The organism is Ureibacillus terrenus (genome assembly GCF_006569205.1).
Classification (GTDB): Bacteria; Bacillota; Bacilli; order Bacillales_A; family Planococcaceae; genus Ureibacillus; species Ureibacillus terrenus.
Map to the genome: position 1 here is coordinate 21,894 of NZ_VIGD01000011.1, position 26,642 is coordinate 48,535.

Sequence of the window (26,642 nt, forward strand, 5' to 3'; positions counted from 1 at the left end):
GCTCAACATGGCATTAATGAATAAGTCATTCGTTGAAATTTCTCGGATTCCTTCAAAGCAGCTTCGCCAAGCGATTATTTTGTTCCGATCACGGATGGTCCAACGGATTATTTTCAATCATTTTGCGGCATTTTGGTTTGGCCGTCATAATCTGTTGTTTCTTTCTGAAAATGGAACACGTGCATCAAAAATTTTTGTTTGAGCATTTTCCGGGCCGTTATTGGTTATTTTTATTATCGGATTCGGAATTTTAACAAACCGAAGTTTTTACGGCATTTGCCTTCTGTTCACTTCGGCGTTCCCATCGCGGTTTTCCTTTTCCCGGATACGTATAAATTGCTTTATTATTCCCAAATTTTCCCTATGATTCTGTTTATTCTAGTAACTTATATACCTTTAGTTCGTGTGTTTTTTTGTTTTTTGATTGGTTTGGGGCGGGTTTTGTATTCAACATGGATTATTTAGAACCATGTTTCAATTGAATATAGTGATGGAAAATTATCAATTTGTCGAAAAATATCCATCTTTGCTCTGTTATCTATGCACAAGAACCCGATTATTCATCCATTATAAATGTCCGTCAAACGCCATCCGAACAGTTGAAACAAACGGGCCTTCAATCGAATGGCCGTTTTAAATTCCCCTCCTGTGCGGTCGTTCCGCAACAAATACCATTTCATCTCCCGTCACATCCTTTGCATGGATTCATGGATTATTATAAATTTTCTCCTGATTCCCGGTTTACCGACAGGACGCTTTAATATGTATGCAACCGATATTTATGGATGCTGTTTTTTTCATCATACAACACTTCCTCCCGGTGATACTATTAAGGGACTTCATGTTAACAATTTGTACCCATTTTCGACTGATCCGGTCGGATTCTTCCGATTAACCTTGACAGCCGCGCGCTTTTCCTGAAATCCATTCCCCTGCCCTTCTTCCCCGCCAACAAAAAAAGCGCCTTCTCCCTGATAAGGAAAATGGCGCTTCAACAATTCTGCTCAATTAAGTTTTGAAATGGTCAAACCTTTAAAGTTTGACACCGTCAAAGTATTTGTCACATCGCTGACCCAGATGACCGCGTCTTCGGTCGTTCTGATGAACACCCCGGTGCTTTGGCCATTCCGGTCGGTAATCATGATGCGGTCTCCGAAACGGAAATAGGAAAGAGAATCTTTGAAAGAGTTTTCGATGGACTCCAGCCGCTTGGAAAGGCTGGTCAGATTATCGTTCAGTTGATTCGTCAGATTTTTCATTGCTTCCTGGAAATGATTTCTCCCTTTTTCGGCTTCTTTTTTTATATCTTCACACTGCTGTTGAACTTCGCTTAAATGCTTCTTCATCTGACGGAATTCTTTATGCATTTCAGAAACGCGTTCCATCGATTGTTCATATTGTTCCAACATCCTGTTCATTTGGCCGGCCGTTTGCTCATGGATTTCTTCCATCTGTTCATTGATCTGATTGTATTGATTGCGGATGAACTGCTGTTGCCCCTGAATTTTTTCATCCACGTCCTTCGTGATCTGCGGCATGTCTTTCCTGAAAAATTCCGAAAAGGCTTCCAGCATGTTTTCCTGTTTTATCACCTTTTCCTTTAACCAGCCTATCTGATTCTCTATCGACTGTATCGCCGCCTGATGCAAGACCGCCTGATTTTCGCTGAACTCCCGGATTCTGCCTGTTGCAAACCGTATCTGATCATGCAAGCTGGCGTAATGCCGGCCGATGAAATGTTTCAATTCATCAAAAGGGCCGGACGCAAAGAAGGTTTGATTGTTCCCGATGACTTGCCTTCCATTTTCAGTTTTATAAAGATGATTCATTTCCGGTGAAAAATATACTGAGCTTTTCATATGCGTTCTCCCAGGTTTAACGTAGTCACTATACTTTATGGGCAAACATCCGGGATGGAAAGGGCGGACGCCTAAATCGGTACCGCTTGTCCCCGCAATCAATCAGCCGTATTTAGTCGTAAATTTCCAATAAGAAAAGGTCAAACCTGTAGCTGCAAGTCTGACCTTTTCCGGCAAAACATTATGCTTTTGCGATGGTTACCCCGTCAAGATCTGTTCTGGCGAGTGTCAAGCTTCCTCCGATATCAGTCACCCAAACCAACGCGTTGTTATCGATCGCTAGAAAAATGCCAAGTTGATCTGCAAATGAAGGGCTTCTTACAATGATTTTATCACCCAATTGGAATTTGTTTTGCATATTTCTGGTCACCTCCATTTTTGAATCTACTATATAAAATGCAGTTTCAAATAAGAGGAACAGGCAGATGTACTAGATTCTAGTAATTTTTTGATAAAATCAAGCCCCGCCGACCGGTGCCCATATTCTATCAATACGAATCATGAGAGGAAAAAGATGGCTTCAATCGTTTTCCCTCTATGAACCGGACAGACTATATTTCATATAACAAAACTAGTTTTCATCCAAAAAATGATGCTTGCATGTCCAGATCAATCTTGTGGAAAATGTTTTTCGCAAAAAAATGATTATATAAAAATGAATACTGCAGCAATTCCCCCGAATCATTTATATAAAATCCCCATTTACGCTTCCTTTTGCAAAAAACTCCGGATTTGCCGGCGATCCCTTGTTAATTTTTGTAAAAACACCCTGTCAGGATTTGAATTTTTTGTTAAAGAAGCAATTAAAATATTCATTATAATGAAATAAAATTCATAAAATTTATAAGGCAAGTTGATTCTACATAGGATTTCTTCCCTTCTATATATGGATTCTATGTTTTTTCTATAAATATTTTATAAATTTGAAGTAGGCTGCTCCGTTTTCAAGGGGTATAATAGATTTATGGAGGTCGAACATGTTAAAAATCAAAAAAATCGAATTTATCAAAGCCGTATATGATGAATCTTTATCCCATAATATTTTTTCCATAGCCAATATCTACTTTTCGAACTATCCGCCCATTTTAGGTGCGTTGATATACTGGAAGAAAAATAATTCGCGCTCCGAATTTACCCGTGAAGGCGAATATAAATTCTATTATAATCTCGATGATATTACTTATTTTGCAGCTGTGAAATTTCCCAAACATACAAAATTGACCCGGGACCAAAAACAGGAACTTTCCTATATTCTGCTGGATGAACGGGGATCCATCGGCACTTATACATTCAAAACCCACCCAAGCCGAAAAAAGCGGTTTAATCCGAAAAAAACGCTGGAAAAACTGAACATCCCCGAAGACTTTGACGTCACATCGATTCCCGTCCATTACGGGCCGATCATGGATGAACAAAGCGTAAAAGAAATTCAAAAACTTCATCCGAATTGGTCAACACAATTTATCATCGATTATTGTTACTGGCGTTATCGGCTGATTAAAATGCATCCTACTGAATTCGAACCATATTTGAAATATGTGGATTTCGCTTATGTCTGCTATGCATGCGACCAAATCACGGAAAAATACTTGATTGATCATTTGGATCTGGTCGACGTTTCCGCTTTGCAGTACAACTATCCCGTACTTGCGCGGCTTTCTGCATCTTTCAAAAAGTATATGATTGAGGAATTGGTCCGTAACAATCAGGAAATCAACCCGCATTTTTCGGATGAAATCGACAAGTTTATCGAAGATGATACGTATTTCAGTGAATATGCGACCATCGATTTACTGGATGAGGACTTGTTTGATGAGGAAGAAGAAAAAGTAGAATTCCAATTTTTCGAGTTCGACCGTGGTCCATACAAGTGGCCGGGCAGCGAACATCTGGTTACAGGCATTCCTTCCCTCGCCTGCCAGTTGTATGACGACATGGGATTCAAAAAGCCGACGAACGAAGAAATGGATGAACAATTTGCCAAATATAATGAACAGCAAATTTCGCTGATCAGCGCCATTTTGGAGCCCCATTGGCTGAACCGGTACAAAGACCGGATCGATTGGAAAGCGGCCTGTTTATACAACAAACATTTGACGGATGAGTTTTTGACGGAACATATTGATTACGTGGATTTTGAATGTCTGGGGAACAATCTGAGCTGTGTGTTGTCCGAGGGATTCATCGAAAAATATATAAACCAGTTCAACCATGACAAACCGGTCCCGCTAATTATCCGGTTTTTAACGGCGCAGATGTATTTAAATCACAAAGATAAAATCAAAGTGAACTCCGAATTGCTCTACCAATATTATGACAGCATCGGAGCTCCGGAGTATCAACGTCTCCTTGAGCTGTTGGACGAATAGGCAGCAGAACGCCATTTTCCGTTAAAATGGTGTTCTTTTTTTGTGCATAAAATTAGACAACCTTACTTGTTCTTTCCGACAAGCAAGGTTGTCTAACCGACTCGAATGTTCAACGTTCCCAAATTACTAACCTCACTTTTCTGCAATCTCCTCGCCTTTCGATAAATATTTCAACGAATCATCATGATTCTGTGTTTTCTTTCACTTTGCGGGCATGTTCATTAAACCGGTCCAGTTGTTCTTGTGAAAGCTGTTCGATAAAGTTTGAAAAATTGATTGGCTGAAGGCCGAATTGCTCGCATTTCGTTACGTAATATTCATACCCTTCTTGATATGTTGTCATATCCAACCACTCCTCACTTGTTGTACTATAACAGATTAATTTTGATGTTTCTAATATAGTACAGTTTTAATTTTCTGTCAATATAAATTTAAAAGACTTGTCTAAATTTTTAAACAAGTCTTTTATTTACCTCTATTCTATGAATTAAATGAGGCTTTTAACCACTTTGGCGATTGTGGCACCGTCCGCTTTTCCCGCAAGGAGCGGTTTTGCGATTTTCATGGCCTCTCCCATGTTCATGCCTTTTGTAATGCCGGCTTTCACTAGGGCATCGGCAATTTCTTCTTCGGATAACTGTTTAGGCAAGAAACTTTGCAAAATTTGGAGTTTGCGGTTTTCTTTTTCAATCAAATCTTCCCTTCCTGCCTGTTTCGCTCCTTCAAGGGCCTGGTGTGTCTGTTTCACTTCACGGTTCACGACCGCAATCTCTTCTTCAAAGGTCAGCTCGGAACCCTTTTCCTTCTCCGCCTGATCAAGCGCCGATTTCAGCAGAGTTAAAACCGCTTTGGCAACTGTATCCTTTTCTTTCATCGCCTGTTTCAACTGATCAAAAACATCCTTTTTCATCATAAATAATATTCCCCCTTTAATGGATTATGAAACATTTAGAAATGCCGCTTTATAAATGAAATAACATTATTTCTAATAATATTCAAGAAATGGAATTTGCAGATGGTTTGTCGGAACATCCGAAAAAGATTTTTTTCGGTTACTCTGTACAAAAAGCTGTTTTCAAGCTATACTTATGGCGACAATTCAATCAAACCAAACGAAACCACAGGGGGAGCTATGTGCTGAGAGTGAACAACTCCGTGTTGTTCTGACCCTTTGAACCTGTAAGGTAATGCTTGCGCAGGGATTGTGGGATCGAGAATATTCGTTGTATGAGGACCAGGTGTCTCTTTACATATTCTCCCCTGAGGTTTCCAATTTTTGGAGGGGAGTTTTTTTATGAACAAAATTCGGCTGCAGGCGCTTATTGAAGCCTCATTTTTCGCGGCATTCGCATTAATTTTGGACTTGCTGCCGTCCATTAAAATTGGTCCATGGATTTCGATTTCCTTTGCAATGGTGCCAATCTTTATTTTAGCATTCCGCTGGGGAATTACGGTGAGCTTCATATCCGGCTTCATATGGGGGCTGTTGCAATTGGCAACTGGAGATGCCTATATTTTGACCTTCCTGCAATTCTTGATCGAATACTTTATCGCCTTTGCCTTTATCGGCTTTGCCGGGCTCATGTACAAGCCGATCCAACGGGCATTCTTCAAAGAACAAAATAAAGTGAAAGGCATCGGTTTTGCCGTTCTGGCGGTCTTCATCGGAAGCGTTGCCCGCTATTTTTGGCATTTTTTGGCCGGCGTCATTTTTTGGGCGGAATATGCTCCTGAAGGGATGTCGCCAATTCTTTATTCTTTCATTGTCAACGGCTCCACAATGGCCGGCTCGGCGATTTTGTGCTCCATTGTTTTGATTCTTCTCCTTTCTGCCGCACCGCGGCTAATTCAGCGGAAAGGCGTCAACTTTAAGTAAGCAGTTTCCTTATATTTGTGCTGGACTGTCCGGAAAGGGATTCTCCCTCTTTCCGGACAGTTCTTTTTTTATTTTCGATTTTACTAGAATAATATTATTTTTTCTGTAAAAATAATCGGTTTTTCTCGATTATAAAAGCTCGAAAACCTTCAGATGCCTTTATACAGTTGTTTCCCATCTGTTCGGTAGATTTAAAAACTTCAAAAAATTTATTTTCAAAGCAATAATCAGAATTTTTATTGTTGATAAAAAATTATTTTAATATATAATTGATTACATTAAAGAATTCATCATTTTTACTATAAAAACAGTTTAAACAAGAAGGGGTTTGCAGCTATGAAGGATTTCTTTAACAAACTATTAACAGGCATGAGTTTGGGGATAGTCGTTTGTTTAATTCCAAACGCGCTTGTCGGAGAGATATTAAAATTGATTATACCTCATGCGGGCCCTCTTGAAACGGTCCTTACCTCCGTTTTGAACGCCTCTGTGCTTGTGATGAGCCTGCTTCCTGTCATCATGGGGGTGCTGATCGGCATCCAATTCAAATTGAATCCGGTGCAGATGTGTTCGATTGGCCTTGCCGCATTTATCGGAAGCGGTGTGACGACCATTGCGGAAGACGGCACAATCACCATGGCCGGCATCGGCACAGTCATCAATATCGGGATTACCGCAGCCCTTGCCACATTGTTCGTCAAATTCCTGGATGCCAAACTAAAAGAGTGGACATTGTTGTTGATGCCCGCGCTCACCATTTTCATTCCGGGTTTGATCGGTTTGGCCATTTTGCCATATGTCCGGAGCGCAAGTTTGGCCATCGGTGAAGGCATTATTTACTTGACCAATCTCCAACCGGTTTTGATGGGCATGTTAATAGCCATGGTATTTTCGGTGCTTATTCTTTCCCCTATTTCCACAATCGGGGTCGCAACGGCCATCATGATTTCGGGAGTCGCAGCGGGCGCCGCAAACCTAGGCGTCGCCGCTTCAGGAGTCGGCATGTGCATCGCGGCCTATAAAGCGAACAATTTGGGAACGGCGATTGCCCACATCGCTTCGGCGAAAATTCAAATGCGCAACTTCTTTATGAAACCGAAAATCGCCCTTCCGATGATTTTGACGGCAGCCATTTTAGGCGCCCTATCCGGCGTGCTGCAAATTACCGGGACGCCGTATAGCGCCGGTTTTGGACTTGCCGGTTTTGTCGGACCTTTAAAATATCTGGATTTGGCCGGATGGAATGTTGAAAGTGTGACCATCGCCGTCACAATGTTTATCGTCCTTCCTGTCATTTTAAACCTCTTTTTCATCAAATTGTTCGAAAAGAAATTCAAATGGATTGAATCCCGGGATTATCTGGTTTCCTATGAAAATTAACAAATCCTGGGCTATCCTATATTTAATAGGATAGCCCATTTTTGGTTTGTGAAATTTTCATAAATTTGTCGATTGTTTCTGAAAATTGTTGAATTTTTTATGAAAATTGAAATAACTCTAGGATGATGCCTTAGTTTCAAGTAAGATGAAACTAATTAAGGAGGTATAAAAAATGCAAGTCCGAACGACTCGATTACAAGAAGAAGAAGCCAAGATTGTCTATCAGGAAACAGCAGGATTGGCCATTATCACCATCCATCGTCCGCAATTGAAAAATGCATTGACGGCAAATATGTGGGACCAACTTGCAAAAATCGCCAAACAATCTCTTGATAATCCGAAAAACAAAGTGCTGATTCTCCGGGGTTCCGGCGAAAACTTTACGGCAGGTTCAGATATAAAAGAGTTTAACCGCATGTCCATAGAAGAAGCGGAAGAAGCCTTTGTCCGGATGGAAAATACGATTTCAACCATTGAAAACTTGCCCCTTCCAACCATCGCGGTGATCAATGGTCCTGCCATGGGCGCCGGTCTTGAACTTGCTTTGGCTTGCGACCTTCGAATCGGCTCGGAAAAGGCCCGTTTGGGGATTCCGGTCGGCAAACTGGGCATTACATTAAACAATAAGTTTGCCAAACGCCTCGTTGACCTGGTGGGTCCATCCACAACGAAGGATTTTGTCTTTACAGGCCGTACGTTTAAAGCCGAGGAAGCCTATAAAGCCGGCATGTTGAACTATTTGGTGCCGGAAAAGGATTTGACGCGATTCTCCATCCGGTTGGGAAAATTGGTGGCAAGCATGTCCCCTGCCTCATTGCTCGCCGTAAAAAATTCGGTAAAAGAGTGCATCGATTCCACACCTGCCCTTTGGAAAGGTTCTACGCCTTTTGTCGATCCGAACGATTTCCCGGAAGGCGTCCGCGCTTTTGTTGAAAAACGTACGCCTCAATTCACACGAAAAAAATAAAAGATGAAAAATGTGGTTGGCCAAGTTGCCAACCACATTTTATATCATTCCTTTAATAAAAATATGGATATCCATCGGCTCGAATTCAAAATGACGCTGGAATTCAAAGGCAATTTGTTTTTGCAGTTCTTCCATGGCGGCAACCGCATCATATCGGACCGGCGCTTTGATGTGCAAGGATACATAGATTCTTGGATATAATTTTTTCATGGAAAAATGCAAGAATTCCACTTTTGCAACATGAGGATTCCTGGAAATTGCATATTTAATCAGATCAACATAAACATTGGGCAAAATGTCGATTGTCTGCCGATGAAAATCCGGCTGGACAATGGTGGTTTCCCCCAATTTCACCCGGTTTTTCGAAAAGATGTCAAACCCCTTTTGGATCAGACGTTTGAAAAAGTTTTGTTCCACTTGCCGATATGGAATCGGCATCAAATGTTTCCCCTGGGTTGTCCGGATAAATTGGGACAATTTGATCTCATTTTTTGAACGGATGTCGTCTATATAATAAAACCGTTCAATCGGCCCCAATTCCAGCTGTTCGGCGATTTTTTTCGTCATTTTATCGCTCGTGCCGATAATCAAAACCGATTGGATATGATGTTTTTTGATGGCTTCTTTGACTTCTTTGCGGTGCGCTTCATCCTGAAAAATGGCTCTCCGGACCGCCCGGATTGTATTTTTTTCAAATTTCGCGGAGGTTCCCGCAATTTTTTGTCCATTTTTGATCAATAAACCATCATCGATGATGGCTTCGATTTGATGGTCATGGGCAAATTGCAATGCGGTTGTGCTCTTCCCTGACCCGCTTGGACCGCTTAAAGAATATACCTTCATTCTTTCAACTCCATCACAACGATTCCCTTTTCTTGTATCATAAACAAAAAGTTGGAGGAAATCAAAAACCTTTCATCTTTTTATGCCGGAAAAGCAAAAACAGATTGACTATGCTAAAATGTTTTTAAAAGCTGAATTTGCGATGCTTAAGGAGTGTTACAATTGAAAATCGTCCCATCCCAGAAAATGTCGTACTTTCAACCGGCCATTTTCGGGCAATTGAAAGAATGTGCGAACGAACAGAAAGCAAAAGGTGCTGAAATCATCGACTTGAGCCTTGGAAGCCCTGACCTTCCGCCCCATGAAATTTTAAGAAACCACATGGCCGAAAAAAGCAAAGATCCTTCCGCCTATGGGTATACATTGACCGGAACAAAGGAATTTAACGAAGCCGTTGCCCGTTATTACAAGCGGGTCAATAAAGTGGAAATCGACCCTGAGACGGAAGTGCTTTTGACAATGGGGTCGCAGGAAGGATTGGTCCATCTGCCGATCGCCTTTTGCGATCCCGGAGATATTGTGTTGATTACGAACCCTGCCTACGTCGCCTATATTGCCGGAATCCATTTGGCCGGTGCGCAAGTACATTACATACCGTTGGATAAAGAAAGAGGATATCTTCCGGATTTGGAGGCCATTTCCGAAGAAGTGGCAAGAAAAGCGAAATTGATGATTTTGAACCTGCCGGGCAATCCGGTTCCTGCCATGCCTTCTTTTGAATATTTTACGGAGGTCGTTGAGTTTGCCGAAAAATATAACATCATCGTGCTGCATGATGCCGCCTACTCCGAATTCTATTTTTCCGGAGACGGACCAATCAGTTTCCTGAACGCGCCGGGAGCAAAAGAAGTGGGAATGGAAATCAATTCCCTCTCCAAAAGTTTCAGCTTGGCCGGCGCCCGGGTGGCCTACTTCGTCGGAAACCGAAACTTGATACAAATCATGAAACAGCTGAAATCCAATCTGGACTATGGGGTGTTTGAACCGATCCAATCCACCGCCGCCCTTGCTCTGGACCATTCCGAAATGATTACGGACAGGCTGCGGAAAATCTTTTCCGAAAGACATCGAGTGGTCACAAAAGGATTGGACAACATTGGATGGGAGTATGCGCCATCCAGCGGCGGAATGTTTGTATGGGCAAAATACCCGTTTGACATCGACAGCGTGAACTTCGCCTTCCAAACAATCGAACAGACAGGTGTCGTGATGGTGCCTGGCACTTCATTCGGATCAGAAGGGGAAGGATATGTCAGAATCGCCCTTGTCCAAGAAAAAGAGCGGTTGGAAGAAGCGATCAAACGGTTGGAGAAATTGAAAATTTAATCGGTGATGAAGATAAAAGCTATCATCCATTCAACGAAAAGTCGGATGATAGCTTTTATCGTCTTTTCAGCCGCTGCGTCCGTTGAAAACCATGGCTTCCCTATCAGCCTTCCCTTCCGGCGGCTAAAAGAAAAATAAAAAATCGGCCGTGCAACAGCCGATTTTTTTATATTTTATAACGGTTGGCTTCGTTTTCTTCAAAACGGTTATAGCGGCGTTTAAACAATTTGAACATATGGCTCACGAGCACTTTGATGACGGCATATCCCGGAATTCCCAGCACAACGCCGGCGACGCCGAAAAGAGAGCCCGCCGTCAACAACACGAAAATTATCGTGATTGGATGAATTTTCAATGATGTCCCCATGATATTCGGGGTAATCAGTTTTCCTTCAATCAATTGAACAATCGTCCATACGATGATCAGCTTCAACACCATGAACGGAGAGTTCACCAAAGCAATAATGATGGCCGGTGTAATCGCAATGGCCGGTCCCAAATATGGAACGACGCTTGTAATCATCGCCAAAAATCCCAATAGAAAAGCGTAGTCCAGACCGATAATCAAAAATCCGATGGTCATCATGACCCCTATGCAAATGGAAACTAAAATCTGTCCCAATATGTAATGGCTGATTTGATGGTCCATCGCTTTCATGACCTGGGACGCATCGTTCCGCATGCGCGGAGGAAAAATGCCCAATACAAATTTGGGCAGCTTTTCCCCTTCATACAAAAGGTAAAACAAGATGAAGGGAACGGTTACCAACGATAAAACAAATCCCGTTACGGCCGAAACCAATCCGGTAATGCCGCTGGCTACGGTTGTCGCCAAATTCGCAAATGTATCCCTTACGGTTGTAATTAAATTGTTTGTGACATCCGTCAACACTTGATCATAATCGATGTTATATTTTGAAAATAATTCGTTCACCCCGGAATTGTTTAAAAATGTGACAACCCCTTCGACAACCGCCTTAAAATATACGGGAAACTCGTGAACCAGGTTCGTAAATTGATCCCGCAAAAACGGAAATACAAGAAGGACCAATAAAGTTATCGCGCCGATTGCAAAAATGAAGATCAGAAAGATGGCCCAAATTCTTGGTATCCACCGTTCCAACAGTCTCGCCAGGGGTCTGAATAGATAATATAAAATCCCGGCAAGCACAACCGGCAAAATGACCACTTCAAACAAAACCTGGAACGGGTGAAAAATGAACGCAATTTTATCAACGACATAAATGACAAGGCTTAACAACAGAAGGACAACAAGGGTGAATAATAAATTTTTTCCTCCCAGAAACCGGATATATTTAGTGTTGAAAAACGTTGAATCCTTTTGTTTTGCTATTTCATTCCCTATTTCTTTGTCTCTTTCCAAATCATCACCTTCTCGTTTTTTCGACAAAATTATTTTACCATGAAAAATAATCCAATGTAACTTTTCTATTCCTCCATTCCCAAAAATTCATGCAATTTTTGCCTGTTTGTTTCCAAATCGATTTCAATGACGGAACCTGCATGTTGGTAAGAATTGAACCAATAAGTTCCTTCCACGGGAATCGTCATTTTTTCTATGTCCGGAACCCCTCCTTTTGCAACGGATAGTACCGTTTTCAATTCCTCGCCGGTTGTCATGTCCGTCAAAATATACCCTTGGGCGGCTCCAATAAGTTTTGGCATATTTTTTAAATTTTTCGGCTGCATTAATTCATCTTTTAACGCTTCTATCACTTTTTGCTGCCGCTCCACACGTCCGAAATCTCCCTGGGCATCATGGCGGAAACGGGCATATCCCAACAATTCTTTGCCATTCAGACGATGCACCCCTTTTGTCAGGGTCACGCCAATATAAGCCGACATGTCCTTTTCCACTTCAATTTCGACGCCGTCCGGGGCCAAGATGTCAATCAGGGATTCAAAGCTTTTGAAATCAAGTACTGCATAATGATGAATCGGAATATCGAACATTTGATTCAAAGTTTCTTTCAACAGTTGAACGCCGCCCAAATAATAGGCGGTATTCAATTTCCAATGATCATAACCGGGTATTTCAGCGTAAATATCCCTCATGAATGAAACAAGTTTCAATTCATTCGTTTTTTTGTTCCATGACAGAATCATCATCGTATCGGATCGGGATTTTTCTTCTCCCCTGCTGTCCACGCCGATAATCAAATAATTGATGATATCCCCTGTTTCCTCATCTGAAATAAAATCCATTTCTTTTTTTTCACCATTGCCTGCCAATTTCAAGCCTTCCCGATATTGATGAACCGCATAGGCGCCCGTTGCAATGAAGAGCAGCAGAATGATCAAGAGGATGAATCTCAATTTCGGAAATCTTTTTTTCTGTTGTTGATAACGTTTCTCCATCCTGCTATGAACTTGGTTTTCTTCCATATTCATTCCCCTTTAAATTTCAAGAATCTATCTATTGATGACGATAAAAAATGGAATCAGTTCGATATCAATAATTATACTATGCTCAATCGGGAAAAGCTTTTCCTTAATAGAAGCCTTTAAAATTTGATAGTATATATATCATATAACAAAAATATGGATTTTAAGCAGAAGGAAGTGTAAAAAATGGAAAAAGCAACATTCGCAGGGGGCTGTTTTTGGTGCATGGTCAAACCTTTTGACCAATGGGATGGGGTCTATAAAGTGACTTCCGGTTATATGGGGGGACACGTGGAAAACCCTACATATGAAGAGGTGAAGACCGGGAAAACCGGGCATCTGGAAGTGGTGCAAATCGAATTTGATCCAAGCGTGATGCCTTATGAAAAACTTTTGGAAATTTATTGGATGCAAATCGATCCGACCGACGACGGCGGACAATTCCATGACCGGGGGGAAAACTATAAAACAGCCATCTTTTATCATAATGAAAAGCAGCGCATATTAGCCGAAAAATCGAAAAAGGAACTCGAAGCAAGCGGAAAATTCAAAAAGCCGATTGTTACCGAAATCCGTCCGGCAACAACCTTCTATGAAGCGGAGGAATATCATCAAGATTATTACAAGAAAAATCCGAAACACTATGAGGAAGACCGGAAGCAATCCGGCAGGGATGAATTTATTCAAAAGCATTGGGGAAGCTGACAGGCAAAGGAATGCTCCTTTCGCCCCACTCCCCTTTTTTTCATTCCAAAAAAGGAATTAGTTTACATAATATAACTATAGTAAAATAAAATACAACCGGCTATATGCGCCAAGGATTGTTCTTGCAATGTAAAGATTTTTTGATCATTATTTTGAATACGACTAAATTACCGGATTATTTTATAAACAAAAGTTTTATTAATAAAAATTTGTCAATATTGTGTATAAATATTAATGGGAATTTTTTCTTGTTGGTAAATTTATTACATATTTTTGTTTTTACATACATATTTATACAACTTTTTAATAACATTGGGTATTTAGTATTATATAAATGGTGAGAAAAAAATTATTATACATAAATTTATTAGGTAATTCCTATCATTGACGGAATCATTAGGAAAAAATTATACTCAAAATGTATTACATAATACACAACAAATAGTTTTGCAGAAGGAGTCTTATGACAGATCTCGATATTTTTTTACATCAATCTGGAAGGCTTCCTTCTGGAACCGCTGTTGTGTGGTAATATAATACCATTTTTAGGAGGTGTCACCATGAACTTGATCGGAACTTTATTGCAAACTATTCTTGGTTTAGTAAACTCTTTACTTGGTGGTCTTTTAGGCGGTCTTCTATAATTTGTAATTTTCATAGTTTTTATTTGACAAAATGAATATTGGAGGTGTCACCATGAACTTGATCGGAACTTTATTGCAAACTGTTCTTGGTTTAGTAAACTCTTTACTTGGTGGTCTTTTAGGCGGTCTTCTATAATACTGAATTTTACATATAGGGGGAAAAGTGATGTTGCTTTTCCCTCTATTTTTTTTCTTTTTTGATGCCGGCCGGGGAGTTCAGCCCGGTCTTTTTCTCTTTTCCACTATTTTCACCTTGAAAATCTTTTTAATATAGCACATTCCCTTCTTTTTTTCCATCCATTTTGCTCTCCCTTTCCCCTTCCCTTTATGCTTTTTTATATACGAAAAATCTCATTCTCCTTCGTCATCGGAAAAATCGTTTTATCATTCTTGTTCAATGGAACTTTGAGAATTATAACTTTTGGAGCAACAATATTCGTATTCTCTTTTCTTCGGCAAATTAAACGTACAGTTAATCAAATCTCAATTCACAGAAAATATCATTCTAGTCAAAAATCCATTAAATTGTGCTATTTTATGAGGAAAATTTACCTGAATTTATGCTAGATTAAATATAGGTAGGGTTATTTTTCCACACAAGAAAATGAAAGCCCTTACATTCGGAGAAAATTATGGAGCGGAGGGATGCGTATGCCGTATAAAATTGTAAATGAATTTCCCCATGAACTGCTGCTCTCGGACAAAAAGCCTTGCATTTCACTTTATCAGCCGACCCATCGGCGCGGACCGGATAATCAAAAGGATCCTATCCTCTTTAAAAATCTGACAAAGGAAATTGAACAGGCTTTATCGAAAAAATATAAAAAAGATCAGGTTCAATCCTTGATGGAGCCTTTTGAAAAAATTGCGATGGACTTGAATTTTTGGAAGCACGCGGGAGAAGGGCTGGCCATTTTTGCTACTGAAGGCGAATGTATCGTCTATCATTTGCGGCGCCCGGTCAAAGAATTGGCGATTGTCGCTGAAACGTTTCATATCAAACCGCTCATTCGTGTTTTCCAATCGGCCGACCGATATCATTTGTTGGGACTAAACAGGGAAGAATTTGCCCTTTTTGAAGGAAACCGTTACGGATTTGAACGGGTGGAAATTGATCCGGGCATTCCTCAGACAAAACAGGAAGCTTTAGGAACGGTGGAAACAGTTCCATCCCTCAAAGCAGGGGCATTCAGCGGTCCCGGCAATGCACCCGTTTTCTACGGCGCAAGCAGCAAACAAGAAATCATTGATGTTGATACGGAACGATTTTTCCGTTATGTGGACGAAACGGTATTCAAATATTATTCAAACCCGATGAAATTACCGCTCTTTTTGGTTGCATTGGATGAATATCATACTCCTTTCCGAAACATCAGCAAAAACCCGTATTTGCAAAAAGAGGGCATTAAAATCAGTTATAATGCCGTTTCGGAAGATGATTTGAGGGATTTGGCATGGGAAATCATTGAACCGATTTATTTGGAAAAAACGAAAAAGCTTGTGGACCGGTTTGAAGCGGCTCGCGCACGAGAAAAAGCAACCGATCAAATAGCCGAAATTTCAAGAGCCGCCATTGCAAACCGTGTAGAATGCATTCTGATTGAAGCCGACCGAATTTATCCGGGCAAAATCGACCGGGAAACCGGTGCATTGGTGCTTTCAAACAGTGACGAATCCGGTGTGGATGATGTGTTGGACGATTTGGCCGAAATCGTATATAAAAACCGCGGCGAAGTAGTCGTCCTCCCGAAAGAACGCATGCCGTCCGATTCCGGAGCAGCCGCCATTTACCGCTATTAAAAACAAAGATCGAATATGTTCATCCATGAAAACAACCGTCTGTCTTTTTTGCACAGACGGTTGTTTTGTTTTCCGCTAACCTTTATACTTTAAACATTGATGTTGATGCCATATTGAATCAACAAAAGCTATCAATAAAAAAGTTTCGGTTGAATGGAATGCAAAAGCCGGCTTGCTAAATGGTCCGGCTTCCGGAAATGAAGGAGGAAATATATGATTCAAGTAAGCAATGTAGGTCTCAGGTATGGCGACCGCAAATTATTTGAAGAAGTGAATATCAAGTTTACACCTGGGAACTGTTATGGCCTCATCGGAGCGAACGGAGCGGGTAAATCCACGTTCCTTAAAATATTATCCGGGGAAATTGAACCACAGGAAGGCCAGGTGATTGTTGGAAAAGATCAACGCATCGCCGTATTGAAACAGAACCATTTTGAATACGACGAATACCCGGTGTTGGAAACGGTCATCATGGGCCATAAACGACTGTATGACGTCATGAAAGAAAAGGACGCCATCTATATGAAGGAAGACTTTTCCGATGAAGACGGCATGCGCGCGGCTGAATTGGAAGCGGAATTCGCCGAATGGAACGGCTGGGAAGCGGAATCGGAAGCCGCTACCCTTCTGCATGGGCTGGGGATTCCGGATGAGAAGCATCATTTAAAAATGGCGGATTTGGAAGGGTCCGACAAAGTGAAGGTCCTCCTGGCCCAGGCTCTGTTCGGCAAACCGGATATCCTGCTGTTGGACGAGCCGACAAACCACCTGGATTTAAAAGCCATCCGATGGCTCGAGGAATTTTTGATCAACTTTGAAAATACAGTGATTGTTGTCTCCCACGACCGCCACTTTTTAAATAAAGTATGTACGCACATTGCGGACCTTGACTACGGTAAAATCCAGCTGTATGTCGGAAACTATGATTTCTGGTACGAATCTTCCCAACTTGCGTTGAAGATGGCCCAGGAACAAAACAAGAAAAAAGAAGAGAAAATCAAAGAATTGAAAGAATTCATCGCCCGCTTCTCCGCAAATGCCTCGAAATCCAAGCAGGCAACGAGCCGCAAGAAAATGCTTGAAAAAATTCAATTGGAAGATATTAAACCGTCAAGCCGCAAATATCCATATATCAATTTCCAAATGAAACGGGAAATCGGAAATGATTGTTTATCTGTCGATGGCTTAACGGCAATGCAGGATGGACAAGTATTGTTCAAAGATATCCGTTTCATCATGAACCGCGATGATAAAATTGTGCTGCTTGGAAACCCGCTGGCAAAAACGGCGTTAATGGATATTTTAATGGAGGAACGGAAAGCGGATGGAGGAACTTTTAAATGGGGCGTCACAACATCAAGATCCTACTTTCCGATGGATCATTCGAAATACTTTGAGGGAAATGAACAGACGCTGGTGGATTGGCTGAGACAGTTTTCCCCTGAGGATCAATCGGAAACGTTCTTGCGCGGATTTTTGGGCCGTATGCTCTTTTCCGGGGAAGAAGTGAAAAAATCCCCTTCCGTGTTGTCAGGGGGCGAGAAAGTGCGCTGCATGCTGGCCAAAATGATGTTGTCGGGAGCAAATGTGCTGCTTTTGGATGAACCGACAAACCATTTGGATTTGGAATCCATTCAAGCGCTGAACAACGGCCTGATCGCCTTCAAAGGCGCCATGATCTTCACATCCCACGACCATCAATTCATCCAAACCATCGCCAATCGCATCATCGAAATACAAGATGACGGCTCCATCATCGATAAACAATGCACTTACGATGAATTCCTGGAATGGAAAGAAGCGCAAGGGCTTTTGTAAAACCGAAAAGCATCGTCTTCTCCTGAGAGAAGACGATGCTTTTATCTTTTATCATGGTTATTAGTTTACATAATAACATTATCCGAAAAATAGTGTGAAAAATCGATTCAGAATTTATAATAAAATTAAAGAAAGAAAAGGAGATGAACAATATGAAAGCGCTCTATATCCCCCTCTGTCTGTTGCTGATGTTGCTGTTTGGCTGCCAGGGACAAGACAACACGAATAAGCCGGATAATACAAACGATGAAACGACTAGCGAAGAAACGAAAAATGGCAAACAGGATGAACAAAAAACAACTGACGAAGAACAAGAAGAGCAGGTAGATTTAAGCCAATTTTTCAAACCTGACCATTCAGTGGCCTACTTCTTGGGCGACGGCAATGAATTTGCAACGTATACGGAAAAAACGACACGGCTCAACGACCAATACGTGGGTACGATTGTCGACAATGGCGGCGTCACAATGATGAACATTTATAAAATCGGGGATGACAAAATTGAGATTGTCTATAAAGAACCGGTGGACATGAATGCGCAATTCCCGGACATCGAGGAAATCAAAGCGATGCAGCCGATTGAGACATATTTCGCGGCACCATTAGAAGTCGGCACCACTTTCGGAAATTGGAAAATTATCGAAACCGGCGCAACCCTTGAAACGCCTTACAAAACATTCGAGAATGTCATTGTGATTGAAGAAGTCGACGATCAATATGTGAACCGGAAATATTTTGTCGAAGGGTTTGGCGAAGTAAAAACCGAATCCGTAATGGATACGGATCAAGGAGAAAAATATACTGTCACTTCCACATTGGAAAAACTGACGACCGAATAATTTCAGTTCCCTGTTGGCGCTTCCAACAAAGAAAGATTGATCAAAAAAGAGCGAATCAACTTTAATTCGCTCTTTTTCTTTTGTTAAAAATCAATCTTTCCCGACGGATTATGAACTGTCGATGAGAAGGATTTCTCTTGAAGCATCAACACATCTTAATTTGATAAAGTTGCGATTGTGCATATAATCCTAAGGGTGCATAGAGGCCTCCCTTATACAATTCTCTTCCAAACTTATAAAAATAGAACTCACATATGCAATTAACAGCACTTCTCGGGCGGATAGATTTCTCTCTTGCGCTGTTAGCGGCTCTCTTTGGGCGGATAATTCCCACTCTTGGGCTGTTAACAGCTCATTTTGGGCAGATAGATCTCCCGCTTGGGCTGTTAACAGCTCATCTTGGGCGGATAGGCATTACTCATGTACATACTACTTGCAAGTTTGCGAAAAAATGCTTACGTCCGCGCACATTATGGAAAACTCATACTGTCAGAGTTTCCCCTTGCCCGCCTTCATTCCGGACTTAAATTAACATTGCCCAACAACATTCTTGCCGGTCCATTCATCCATTTTTTCCGCTATTGATCGGTTTTCCGTACTTTTCCCTCAGTACGAATTTCTTCACCTTCCCTGAAGGAGTCATCGGGATTTCATCCGTAAAAACGACTTTCTTTGGACATTTGTATCCCGCTAAATATTGTCTGCAATATCGGATGATTTCTTCCTCCGTCGCCTTTTCGTTTTCTTTCAGCACAATAACGGCACAAACGGCTTCCAAATACTTCGGATCCGGTATTCCGATCACAGATGCCTTCTTGACAGCCTTATGGCGATAAAGCACATCTTCAATTTCAGCAGCATAAATATTTTCACCTCCGCTGCGGATCATGTCTTTCTTGCGGCCCACGATATACAAATATCCCTCTTCGTCCCATTTGCCCAAATCGCCGGTTTTGCACCAGCCGTTCACAAAAGTGCTTTTCGTGGCTTCCGGATTGCCCCAATAACCTTCTGAAACACCTGGGCTTTTTGTCCAAATCTCCCCCACTTCCCCAAACGGCGCTTCTTCCCCGTTTTCATCCACTACCTTGATTTCCGTCAGCGGAAGCGGCTGCCCGACAGAAGCGCTTTTCTTCAGGGCATCTTCAGGATTCAAACACGCGGCAATCGGCTGCCCCTCTGTCAATCCATATACTTGAACAATGCCGACATGCGGGTATTTTTCATAAATGGCCTCAATCGCCCATGGCATTAAAGGATCGCCGCCCGTATAAATCGTTTTTAAATGGGCAAGTTGAAACTCATCCAGGTTCGGAAGATTCAACATGTCATATATCATGAACGGAAAGAGGAAACAGTGGGTCACCTTTTCTTTTTCAATCACTTTCATCACCCGCGCAATGTCAAATCCCCTGCTTCGGGTGATAATCACCGTCCCCCCTTTCAACAATACCGGCAATGCGATATCTTCCAACGCGCCGACGTGGTAAAGTGGCCCTGTTGTCATCGCAATTTCGGAACCGTCAAATCCCCATTTCAATATTTGGATCACCGAAAACCAAAAAGTCGTATTATGCGTCCAAACCGCACCCTTTGGCCTCCCGGTCGTCCCCGAAGTGTACATTAACATCACCGGGTCGTCCATAGAAATGTCCATTTCCCCCACTTCTTCTCCAGGACCACAGGAAAGCAAATCCCAGCTTTTCGCCCAATCCGGAAGATGACCATCCCCAAGCACAATATAATGTTCAACGGGAATTTGATTGCGGATCGGTTCAATTTTCTCCAAAAGCTCACGGTCCAGGCAAAGAATTTTTGTATGGGAGTCTTTCAATATAAATTCCAGTTCGTTGGACGTCAACCGGAAATTGATTCTGACCGCCACCGCCCCTATTTTTCCGATGGCAAAATACAAAGCGAAATATTCCAGGCAATTGTATAAAAGTATGCCTACCCGGTCTCCTTTTTTCACGCCCAGTTTTAATAGTTGATGGCTGTAGCTGTTTGATTTTTCATGAAGTTCTTTGAATGTCCAGCGTCTGCCGGATTCTTCCTGGATCGCAACTTTATGTTGCAAAGTTTGATCCTTGTCCACCATGATTCGCCGGGTAAAATGGCCGATATCCATAAAATGAATCCCCCTTTTGCATCAAATGATATGAATCAAGGATAATTCTATGAACCGTCCATTCTCTTTAGACTCTTATAGCGGATTTACTAGAAATCTTGGGATGTAAAGAATATTTTTTTTCTTTTCACATACTTTAAAAATACGAATTTCTGTATTGTTCACAGAAATTTCATAGATTGAGGGAATTTGATCAAAGGGGGGTTCATAATTGATATTAGGGTTTATTGGTCTTTTGGGAAGCCTGGCATTGATGATTTATTTAACGATGCGGGGCGTGAATTTGTTGATAGCCGCTCCTTTTGCCGCATTGATTGCAGCCGTGTTGAGCGGAATCGCCGTCTTCCCGCAGCTGGCCGCTGAAGGGGAATCGGATTTTATCACAAGCTACATGGGCGGATTTACCGGTTTCATCGGTTCCTGGTGGCTCATGTTCCTTGCAGGCGCCATTTTCGGGAAGGTCATGGAAGACAGCGGAGCCGCGGATAGTGTTTCAAAATGGATTATCGAAAAAATCGGCGCCAAACATGCGATTTTGGCAGTGGTGGCGGCCTGTGCCGTGCTTACTTATGGAGGCGTAAGTTTGTTCATTGTCGCCTTCTCCGTCTTCCCGATGGCGCTCAGCTTATTTAGAGAAGCAAATCTGCCAAGACGGTTTATTCCTGCGGCCATGGCATTGGGATCCGTTACTTTCACCATGACTTCAGCAGGTTCCCCTGAAATCCAGAACTGGATTCCGATCCAATATTTGAACACGACGCCGTATGCCGGTTGGGAAGTCAGCTTGATCGTGGCCATCTTTATGGCGGTGGGAGGCTATTTCTGGCTGAAATGGATGGTGAACCGCGCCATCGCAAAAGGGGAAAAGTTCGTTGCCAAAGCATCGGACCAATTGGGACAAGCGGAAAACTGGCCGCTTCCAAGCCCGATTTTAAGTTTGTTGCCTTTAATCGTGGTACTTGGATTTTCATTCATTTTCCATGAAAAATTGGGAACATCCGCTTTAATCATCGCGCTGCTCGGCGGAATTATCACTGCATATCTCGTAAGTTTCAAATATATGCAAAATCGCGAAAAGGCGATTGCGGATGGCGCATTGGGCGCTATGATCGCCATTGCCAATACGGCAGCGGTGGTCGGGTATGGAGGTGTGGTGAAACAAACGGATGCCTTTCTGAAAACGGTTGACTATATGACAAGCATTCCCGGCAGTCCGTTGATCGGGGGCGCAATCGCGGTTGCCGTGCTTGCAGGATTGACCGGTTCTTCATCCGGAGGACAATCCATCGCGTTGCCATTAATCGCACCTCATTATATTGATATGGGTGTCAATCCGGAACAATTGCACCGGGTCGTGGCCATCGCCTCAGGTTCGCTGGATACATTGCCGCATAGCGGATACGTGGTGACGACCATTACCGCCATTGCCAAAGAAACCCATAAAGACGCTTATCCGGCAATGGGTGCCTTGACCGTCATCATACCTTTGCTCGGAACCATTTTGGCAATCATCTTATTCTCATTGGGATTATAAAGAATGTTGGAGGTCCTATCATGAAAGGGAAAACGCTTTTTATTACAGGAAGTGCTCAGGGAATCGGCTTTGAAATTGCCAAACATTTTGCCGAAGCGGGGACAAATGTGGTCATTTCAGATATCAATCAAGAAAAGATTGACCGGGCATTGAAAGAATTGCCAGGACATGTATCAGGCATTGTCTGCGATGTGACAAAGGAGGAACAAATCAAACAGGCGATTGACTTTACTGTGGAAAAATACGGCTCCATTGATATTCTGATCAACAATGCCGGAATCCAGCATGTCGCCTTTATTGAAGACTTCCCTACCGAGAAATTTGAACAAATGATCAAAATTATGTTGACCGCACCTTTTATTACGATGAAGCATACGATTCCTCATATGAAGAAAAACGGTTATGGAAGGATTATCAATATCGCTTCCATTAACGGCCTGATCGGTTTTGCCGGAAAGTCCGCATACAATTCGGCAAAACACGGTGTCATCGGCCTTACAAAAGTAGCCGCTTTGGAAACCGCTTCACATAATATCACCGTCAATGCCATTTGCCCGGGATACGTCGATACTGCACTCGTCCGGGGACAATTTGAAGATTTGGCCAAAACCCGTAATATTCCTGTCGAAAATGTATTGGAAGAAGTGCTCTATCCTCTGGTGCCCCAAAAACGGCTCATTGCAACGGAAGAAATCGCTTCATTGGCCCTGTTTCTTGCAAGCGATGCCGCAAAAGGGATTACAGGGCAGGCGGTCGTTCTGGACGGAGGCTACACGGCACAATAAAAAACAGCGGATTCTTCCCGCTGTTTTTTAAATTTTAAAATAATACAAAAAAGGCACCCTGATTGCGGATGCCTCATTATAGTTAGGTTAAGTTATATTATAATTTAACTACGTTAGCAGCTTGTGGCCCACGGTTGCCTTCTACAACTTCGAATTCCACTTTTTGGCCTTCTTCAAGAGTTTTGAAGCCTTCGCCTTGGATTGCTGAGAAGTGTACGAATACGTCGTTTTCCCCTTCAACTTCGATGAATCCAAAACCTTTTTCTGCGTTAAACCATTTTACTGTACCTTGTTTCATTAAAAAAACCTCCAAAAAGATAAAAATATTTTTACAATATGGAATTATTTTTATTCGGAAAGAATAAAAAAATTCACATATTACGAAGAGTACCGTAAAAACCTCCGATCACTCTTTGTAATATGTGAATCTTCTGTTTCCGGCTCAATAATTCAATTGTAAATTCATTATACATTACCATATTACAAAATGTCAAACGATTTTCCTTTTTTAAATCGTTTGTTGCGGATCGGGATGTTATTCTGTTTTTTCTATTTCTTATTATATGCCATTTCTTGCACAATTATACCATGGAAAATTTGCAATTCATCATCGCAAGCTTCGCAAAATCTCTTTTCATCTTCCGACCAGAATGCAAAATATTTACCTTCCCTGCTCTCTTCATGATCATATTTTTTTCGGAAGTCATCCAGTATTTGTTGCAGGGCCTGTTCCATTTCCTTCTTTGTATGAAAAATCTGCTCATAGACAATATGTGATTCCCAATCTTCAAATTGCCACCATGGTTCATAGTCCGCTTTCATATAAATGATTTTATACATTAAAATTACCTCGTTTCTTTATGAGTCATTGAAAAAATGCCGGAAAGATTATTTTAACGGGGGAAACTGAACAATTCCCCGCCGGTTCGCTTTCAATCTTTGTGATAAAAGTAGTATCATGAAATAGAGGACTAATAAAAAATTTGAAACTTTTATCCGACTCTGTACGTATTTTATACTAAGAGCACAAGGAGGTACATATCATGCTGGGGATCACGAATTTTCTTATACGGCATTTATTAAATTTTTTCTTCGGTACTGCAATGTTTATTATAGCAGTGGCCCAATTCAGCAGAGGTTTTTTTGATTTGCCCATCTTATCAGTTGCTATAATCGCTTCAATTTTAACATATATAATCAGTAATTTTGTGATCAGAAGCATCCAGAAGTTCAAAAGGATGAAGGAACTCGGCTTTACCCGTTCGGAATATAACCATATCGAATCCCAGTTGAAACAAGCGAAACGGTACATCAATTTATTGACACAACAATATATTCGTGTCCGTTCCATCCGTTCATTTAAGTTGATTAACGAAATGACAAAATTATCCCGGAGAATTGTCAACATCGTTCAAGCCAATCCGCAGAAATTCTATGCGGTGGAAGACTTTTTCTATTCCCATCTGCCGTCTGCGGTGCAACTGAGCAGAAATTATACGACATTGGTGCAACAGCAAATCAAGGATGCCGATGTCCATTTCGCTCTGGAAGATGCCCGCATCGCGATGAAAAAATTGCAGGGTTCAATGGAAGAAGACTTAAAATCGGCTTTGGCTTCCGATTTGGAAAATCTAATACTGGAATTGGATTATGTCAAACTGGAACAGGAAAAGAAACAACTTGACTATCGGAGGGAAAATCCATGATCGGGAAAAAGAGCTCTGAAAAAACCGCTGAATCCGTTTCAAAAAGCAAGAGCTCTTTTTCCATTGCAGAAGCGAAGTTCTTCCCTGCCCTCAACCAAGAAGAACGGTCAGAGGCCTTATTTTTGGCCAGTCAATTGGACACTCGCTATGAAACGATTCTGCGTTTTGGGGAGGAAGTTCAAAAGTCTTTAAAAGATTTTACTCATCAATTGTTGGTACAGGTACAAAGGAATGATACCTCACCGATCCGTGAAATCTTATCCAATTTAGTGGAACAATTGGATTCCATCAATCTTGAGGGCATTACGGACCAACGGAAAGGTTTTTTTAGAAAACTATTTAAACCAAAAGCATCCATTCAGCAAATCATCTCCCAATACAATCGGTTAAGCAAACAAATAGACCGATTAACAATTCACTTAAAGCGGGCTCAAGAAAATTTATTGAAAGATAATGCCTTATTGAACCAATTATATGAAAGAAATGAAGATTATTTTCATCGAATCAACCTTTATATTGCGGCGCTGGAAATGAAAAAAATGGATCTTTTGAAAGAATTGAAAATTTTGGAACACCAATTGGACGACCGGGACAATCCGATGTTTGAGCAAAAACTGTCCGATCTGCAAAATGCCATTGAGTGGCTGGACAGGAGAATGTATGATTTGCAATTATCCAGGGAAATCGCGATTCAAACAGCTCCGCAAATCCGGATGATCCAATCGACAAACGAAATGCTCATTGAAAAAATCCAATCTTCCATCTTATCCACAATTCCATTATGGCAATCTCAAATTTCCATGCTCGTGAATCTTAATCGCCAACATCGGGCCAATGAAACTGGCAAAAGTTTGGGAAGCGCTTCCGAAATGATCACGAGAAAAAATAGCGAAATGATGGGCCTCTCAGTGGAAAAGAAATTTGGTCCTGAAGAATTGACTCACCTAAAGGAAACACAGGAGCAGCTAATGGAATCCATTGCGGAAACATTGCGTATTCATGACGACCGGAGCGAGAAACAACAAACATTCAAAAAAACAATGCAGGATATCGGGACAATATAAAAAGCGCGGGTGCCAAAGACACTCGCGCTTATATTTTTTCAAAATACTCTTTATAGTATCCTCCTACTTTGCCTGTGTTATCAATAATAAAAATAAATTCTTCCGTTTCGTTTTTCACTTCGTATTCTTTGCCGACTGTCAACACATTGGATACCAGATATTTTTTTGCATTCGTATTGACGCATCGCACTTTATATTTAGTAGGTGCATTTTTCCATTTCAAGTTCAGCATCGTTATACCCTCTCTTTTCTTTACTATGTCGTTTACAATTATATCATTTTCATCCAGACTATATACATTCAAATTGTCAAAATACATTATACAAAAACCTTTTCTTATTTGGCTATAAATCTGGTTCAAATGATTTTGCCAATCCCGTGGTCATAAACCATTTCTTCCGCCCCAAAAATGTTGGTCCTTTTTATTGGGAAGAAACGGCTTTTTTGCCAGAATCCCAATGTTTGCCCAATCCCCCCTTTTGGATGAAACCCTTCTTTCCTTGGAAACAAGCAGTTCCGCCATTGCCATCAACGAATATGATGTATGTACCAAAACAGTTCGAGATGAATTGTGGCAGTATACAAAAAGCCGA

At 41.5% G+C, this 26,642-nt stretch carries 24 protein-coding genes and 1 riboswitch; of the genes, 13 read left to right on the forward strand and 11 right to left on the reverse strand.

All coding sequences use genetic code 11. The annotated features are described in order from the left end of the window. Nucleotides 1-1,004: 1,004 nt before the first annotated feature. Entirely contained in the window at nt 1,005-1,859 is an 855-nt protein-coding gene (locus FKZ59_RS09350; protein ID WP_141602498.1) for a hypothetical protein, read from the reverse strand. Nucleotides 1,860-2,040: 181 nt separating this feature from the next. Continuing rightward, nucleotides 2,041-2,217 (reverse strand): hypothetical protein, encoded by a 177-nt coding sequence (locus FKZ59_RS14750; protein ID WP_181733246.1) that lies wholly within the window; start codon nt 2,215-2,217, stop codon nt 2,041-2,043. 619 nt (nt 2,218-2,836) lie between these two features. Here FKZ59_RS14750 and FKZ59_RS09355 point away from each other — a divergent pair. After that, nucleotides 2,837-4,228: a nucleoside-diphosphate sugar epimerase gene (locus FKZ59_RS09355; RefSeq protein WP_141602499.1), complete on the forward strand. Its 1,392-nt coding sequence runs from the start codon at nt 2,837-2,839 to the stop codon at nt 4,226-4,228. A gap of 181 nt (nt 4,229-4,409) precedes the next feature. Here FKZ59_RS09355 and FKZ59_RS09360 read toward each other — a convergent pair whose 3' ends face one another. Next, nucleotides 4,410-4,571 carry a transcriptional regulator gene (locus tag FKZ59_RS09360; RefSeq protein WP_141602500.1) on the reverse strand — a complete coding sequence of 54 codons (162 nt, stop codon included), beginning with the start codon at nt 4,569-4,571 and terminating at the stop codon, nt 4,410-4,412. A 144-nt stretch (nt 4,572-4,715) separates the two neighbouring features. Beyond that, nucleotides 4,716-5,141, reverse strand: coding sequence for a GatB/YqeY domain-containing protein (locus FKZ59_RS09365; RefSeq protein ID WP_141602501.1), 426 nt, complete (start codon nt 5,139-5,141; stop codon nt 4,716-4,718). 200 nt (nt 5,142-5,341) lie between these two features. Continuing rightward, a riboswitch (TPP riboswitch) is annotated at nt 5,342-5,448 on the forward strand. Nucleotides 5,449-5,522: 74 nt separating this feature from the next. Between FKZ59_RS09365 and thiT the strand changes: the two genes are divergently transcribed. The 3 genes from thiT (at nt 5,523) to FKZ59_RS09380 (ending at nt 8,451) form a co-directional block, all read left to right on the forward strand. Continuing rightward, the gene (gene thiT / locus FKZ59_RS09370; protein ID WP_141602502.1) at nt 5,523-6,104 is read left to right on the forward strand and encodes an energy-coupled thiamine transporter ThiT; all 582 of its coding nucleotides are present in this window, start codon (nt 5,523-5,525) and stop codon (nt 6,102-6,104) included. A gap of 336 nt (nt 6,105-6,440) precedes the next feature. Further along, nucleotides 6,441-7,484, forward strand: coding sequence for a PTS transporter subunit IIC (locus FKZ59_RS09375; protein WP_141602503.1), 1,044 nt, complete (start codon nt 6,441-6,443; stop codon nt 7,482-7,484). Nucleotides 7,485-7,656: 172 nt separating this feature from the next. Then, complete coding sequence (locus FKZ59_RS09380; RefSeq protein ID WP_141602504.1) at nt 7,657-8,451, forward strand: enoyl-CoA hydratase/isomerase family protein; 795 nt, start codon at nt 7,657-7,659, stop codon at nt 8,449-8,451. A gap of 39 nt (nt 8,452-8,490) precedes the next feature. Here the strand turns inward: FKZ59_RS09380 and FKZ59_RS09385 are convergent, their stop codons facing one another. Beyond that, complete coding sequence (locus FKZ59_RS09385) at nt 8,491-9,294, reverse strand: hypothetical protein (protein ID WP_141602505.1); 804 nt, start codon at nt 9,292-9,294, stop codon at nt 8,491-8,493. Nucleotides 9,295-9,480: 186 nt separating this feature from the next. Here FKZ59_RS09385 and FKZ59_RS09390 point away from each other — a divergent pair, with 186 nt between their 5' ends. Then, the gene (locus FKZ59_RS09390) at nt 9,481-10,620 is read left to right on the forward strand and encodes an aminotransferase class I/II-fold pyridoxal phosphate-dependent enzyme (RefSeq protein WP_408057483.1); all 1,140 of its coding nucleotides are present in this window, start codon (nt 9,481-9,483) and stop codon (nt 10,618-10,620) included. Between the two features lie 166 nt (nt 10,621-10,786). On the opposite strand, the gene FKZ59_RS09395 is transcribed toward FKZ59_RS09390, so the two are convergent. Continuing rightward, the gene (locus tag FKZ59_RS09395; protein WP_141602507.1) at nt 10,787-12,004 is read right to left on the reverse strand and encodes an AI-2E family transporter; all 1,218 of its coding nucleotides are present in this window, start codon (nt 12,002-12,004) and stop codon (nt 10,787-10,789) included. 65 nt (nt 12,005-12,069) lie between these two features. Further along, nucleotides 12,070-13,026, reverse strand: coding sequence for an LCP family protein (locus FKZ59_RS09400; protein ID WP_181733247.1), 957 nt, complete (start codon nt 13,024-13,026; stop codon nt 12,070-12,072). A gap of 186 nt (nt 13,027-13,212) precedes the next feature. Here FKZ59_RS09400 and msrA point away from each other — a divergent pair, with 186 nt between their 5' ends. From msrA to FKZ59_RS09420, 4 genes are all read left to right on the forward strand, one after another. Continuing rightward, nucleotides 13,213-13,731, forward strand: a complete 519-nt coding sequence (gene msrA, locus FKZ59_RS09405) for a peptide-methionine (S)-S-oxide reductase MsrA (RefSeq protein WP_141602508.1) — start codon at nt 13,213-13,215, stop codon at nt 13,729-13,731. A 1,295-nt stretch (nt 13,732-15,026) separates the two neighbouring features. Continuing rightward, nucleotides 15,027-16,175 (forward strand): baeRF3 domain-containing protein, encoded by a 1,149-nt coding sequence (locus tag FKZ59_RS09410; RefSeq protein WP_141602509.1) that lies wholly within the window; start codon nt 15,027-15,029, stop codon nt 16,173-16,175. Nucleotides 16,176-16,388: 213 nt separating this feature from the next. Next, a complete protein-coding gene (locus FKZ59_RS09415) occupies nt 16,389-17,993 on the forward strand; it encodes an ABC-F family ATP-binding cassette domain-containing protein (RefSeq protein ID WP_141602510.1) in 1,605 nt (534 codons plus the stop codon). A 152-nt stretch (nt 17,994-18,145) separates the two neighbouring features. Beyond that, nucleotides 18,146-18,832 (forward strand): hypothetical protein, encoded by a 687-nt coding sequence (locus tag FKZ59_RS09420; RefSeq protein ID WP_141602511.1) that lies wholly within the window; start codon nt 18,146-18,148, stop codon nt 18,830-18,832. A gap of 562 nt (nt 18,833-19,394) precedes the next feature. On the opposite strand, the gene FKZ59_RS09425 is transcribed toward FKZ59_RS09420, so the two are convergent. Further along, complete coding sequence (locus tag FKZ59_RS09425) at nt 19,395-20,960, reverse strand: acyl-CoA synthetase (RefSeq protein ID WP_141602512.1); 1,566 nt, start codon at nt 20,958-20,960, stop codon at nt 19,395-19,397. Nucleotides 20,961-21,174: 214 nt separating this feature from the next. Here FKZ59_RS09425 and FKZ59_RS09430 point away from each other — a divergent pair, with 214 nt between their 5' ends. Together FKZ59_RS09430 and FKZ59_RS09435 are read left to right on the forward strand one after the other, a co-directional pair. Then, complete coding sequence (locus tag FKZ59_RS09430) at nt 21,175-22,494, forward strand: GntP family permease (protein ID WP_141602576.1); 1,320 nt, start codon at nt 21,175-21,177, stop codon at nt 22,492-22,494. A gap of 20 nt (nt 22,495-22,514) precedes the next feature. Next, nucleotides 22,515-23,279, forward strand: coding sequence for a 3-hydroxybutyrate dehydrogenase (locus FKZ59_RS09435; RefSeq protein ID WP_141602513.1), 765 nt, complete (start codon nt 22,515-22,517; stop codon nt 23,277-23,279). Nucleotides 23,280-23,376: 97 nt separating this feature from the next. On the opposite strand, the gene FKZ59_RS09440 is transcribed toward FKZ59_RS09435, so the two are convergent. Further along, on the reverse strand, nt 23,377-23,577 hold the full coding sequence (locus tag FKZ59_RS09440; RefSeq protein ID WP_141602514.1) for a cold-shock protein: 201 nt from the start codon (nt 23,575-23,577) through the stop codon (nt 23,377-23,379). 251 nt (nt 23,578-23,828) lie between these two features. Further along, the gene (locus tag FKZ59_RS09445; RefSeq protein ID WP_141602515.1) at nt 23,829-24,119 is read right to left on the reverse strand and encodes a DUF1033 family protein; all 291 of its coding nucleotides are present in this window, start codon (nt 24,117-24,119) and stop codon (nt 23,829-23,831) included. Nucleotides 24,120-24,382: 263 nt separating this feature from the next. Here FKZ59_RS09445 and FKZ59_RS09450 point away from each other — a divergent pair, with 263 nt between their 5' ends. Then, complete coding sequence (locus FKZ59_RS09450; protein ID WP_246045860.1) at nt 24,383-24,985, forward strand: 5-bromo-4-chloroindolyl phosphate hydrolysis family protein; 603 nt, start codon at nt 24,383-24,385, stop codon at nt 24,983-24,985. Further along, on the forward strand, nt 24,982-26,049 hold the full coding sequence (locus tag FKZ59_RS09455; RefSeq protein ID WP_141602517.1) for a toxic anion resistance protein: 1,068 nt from the start codon (nt 24,982-24,984) through the stop codon (nt 26,047-26,049). Before FKZ59_RS09450 ends, FKZ59_RS09455 begins: the two co-directional genes overlap by 4 nt. A 28-nt stretch (nt 26,050-26,077) precedes the next feature. Here the strand turns inward: FKZ59_RS09455 and FKZ59_RS09460 are convergent, their stop codons facing one another. Next, nucleotides 26,078-26,281 (reverse strand): DUF6501 family protein, encoded by a 204-nt coding sequence (locus FKZ59_RS09460; RefSeq protein ID WP_141602518.1) that lies wholly within the window; start codon nt 26,279-26,281, stop codon nt 26,078-26,080. Nucleotides 26,282-26,642: the final 361 nt, after the last annotated feature.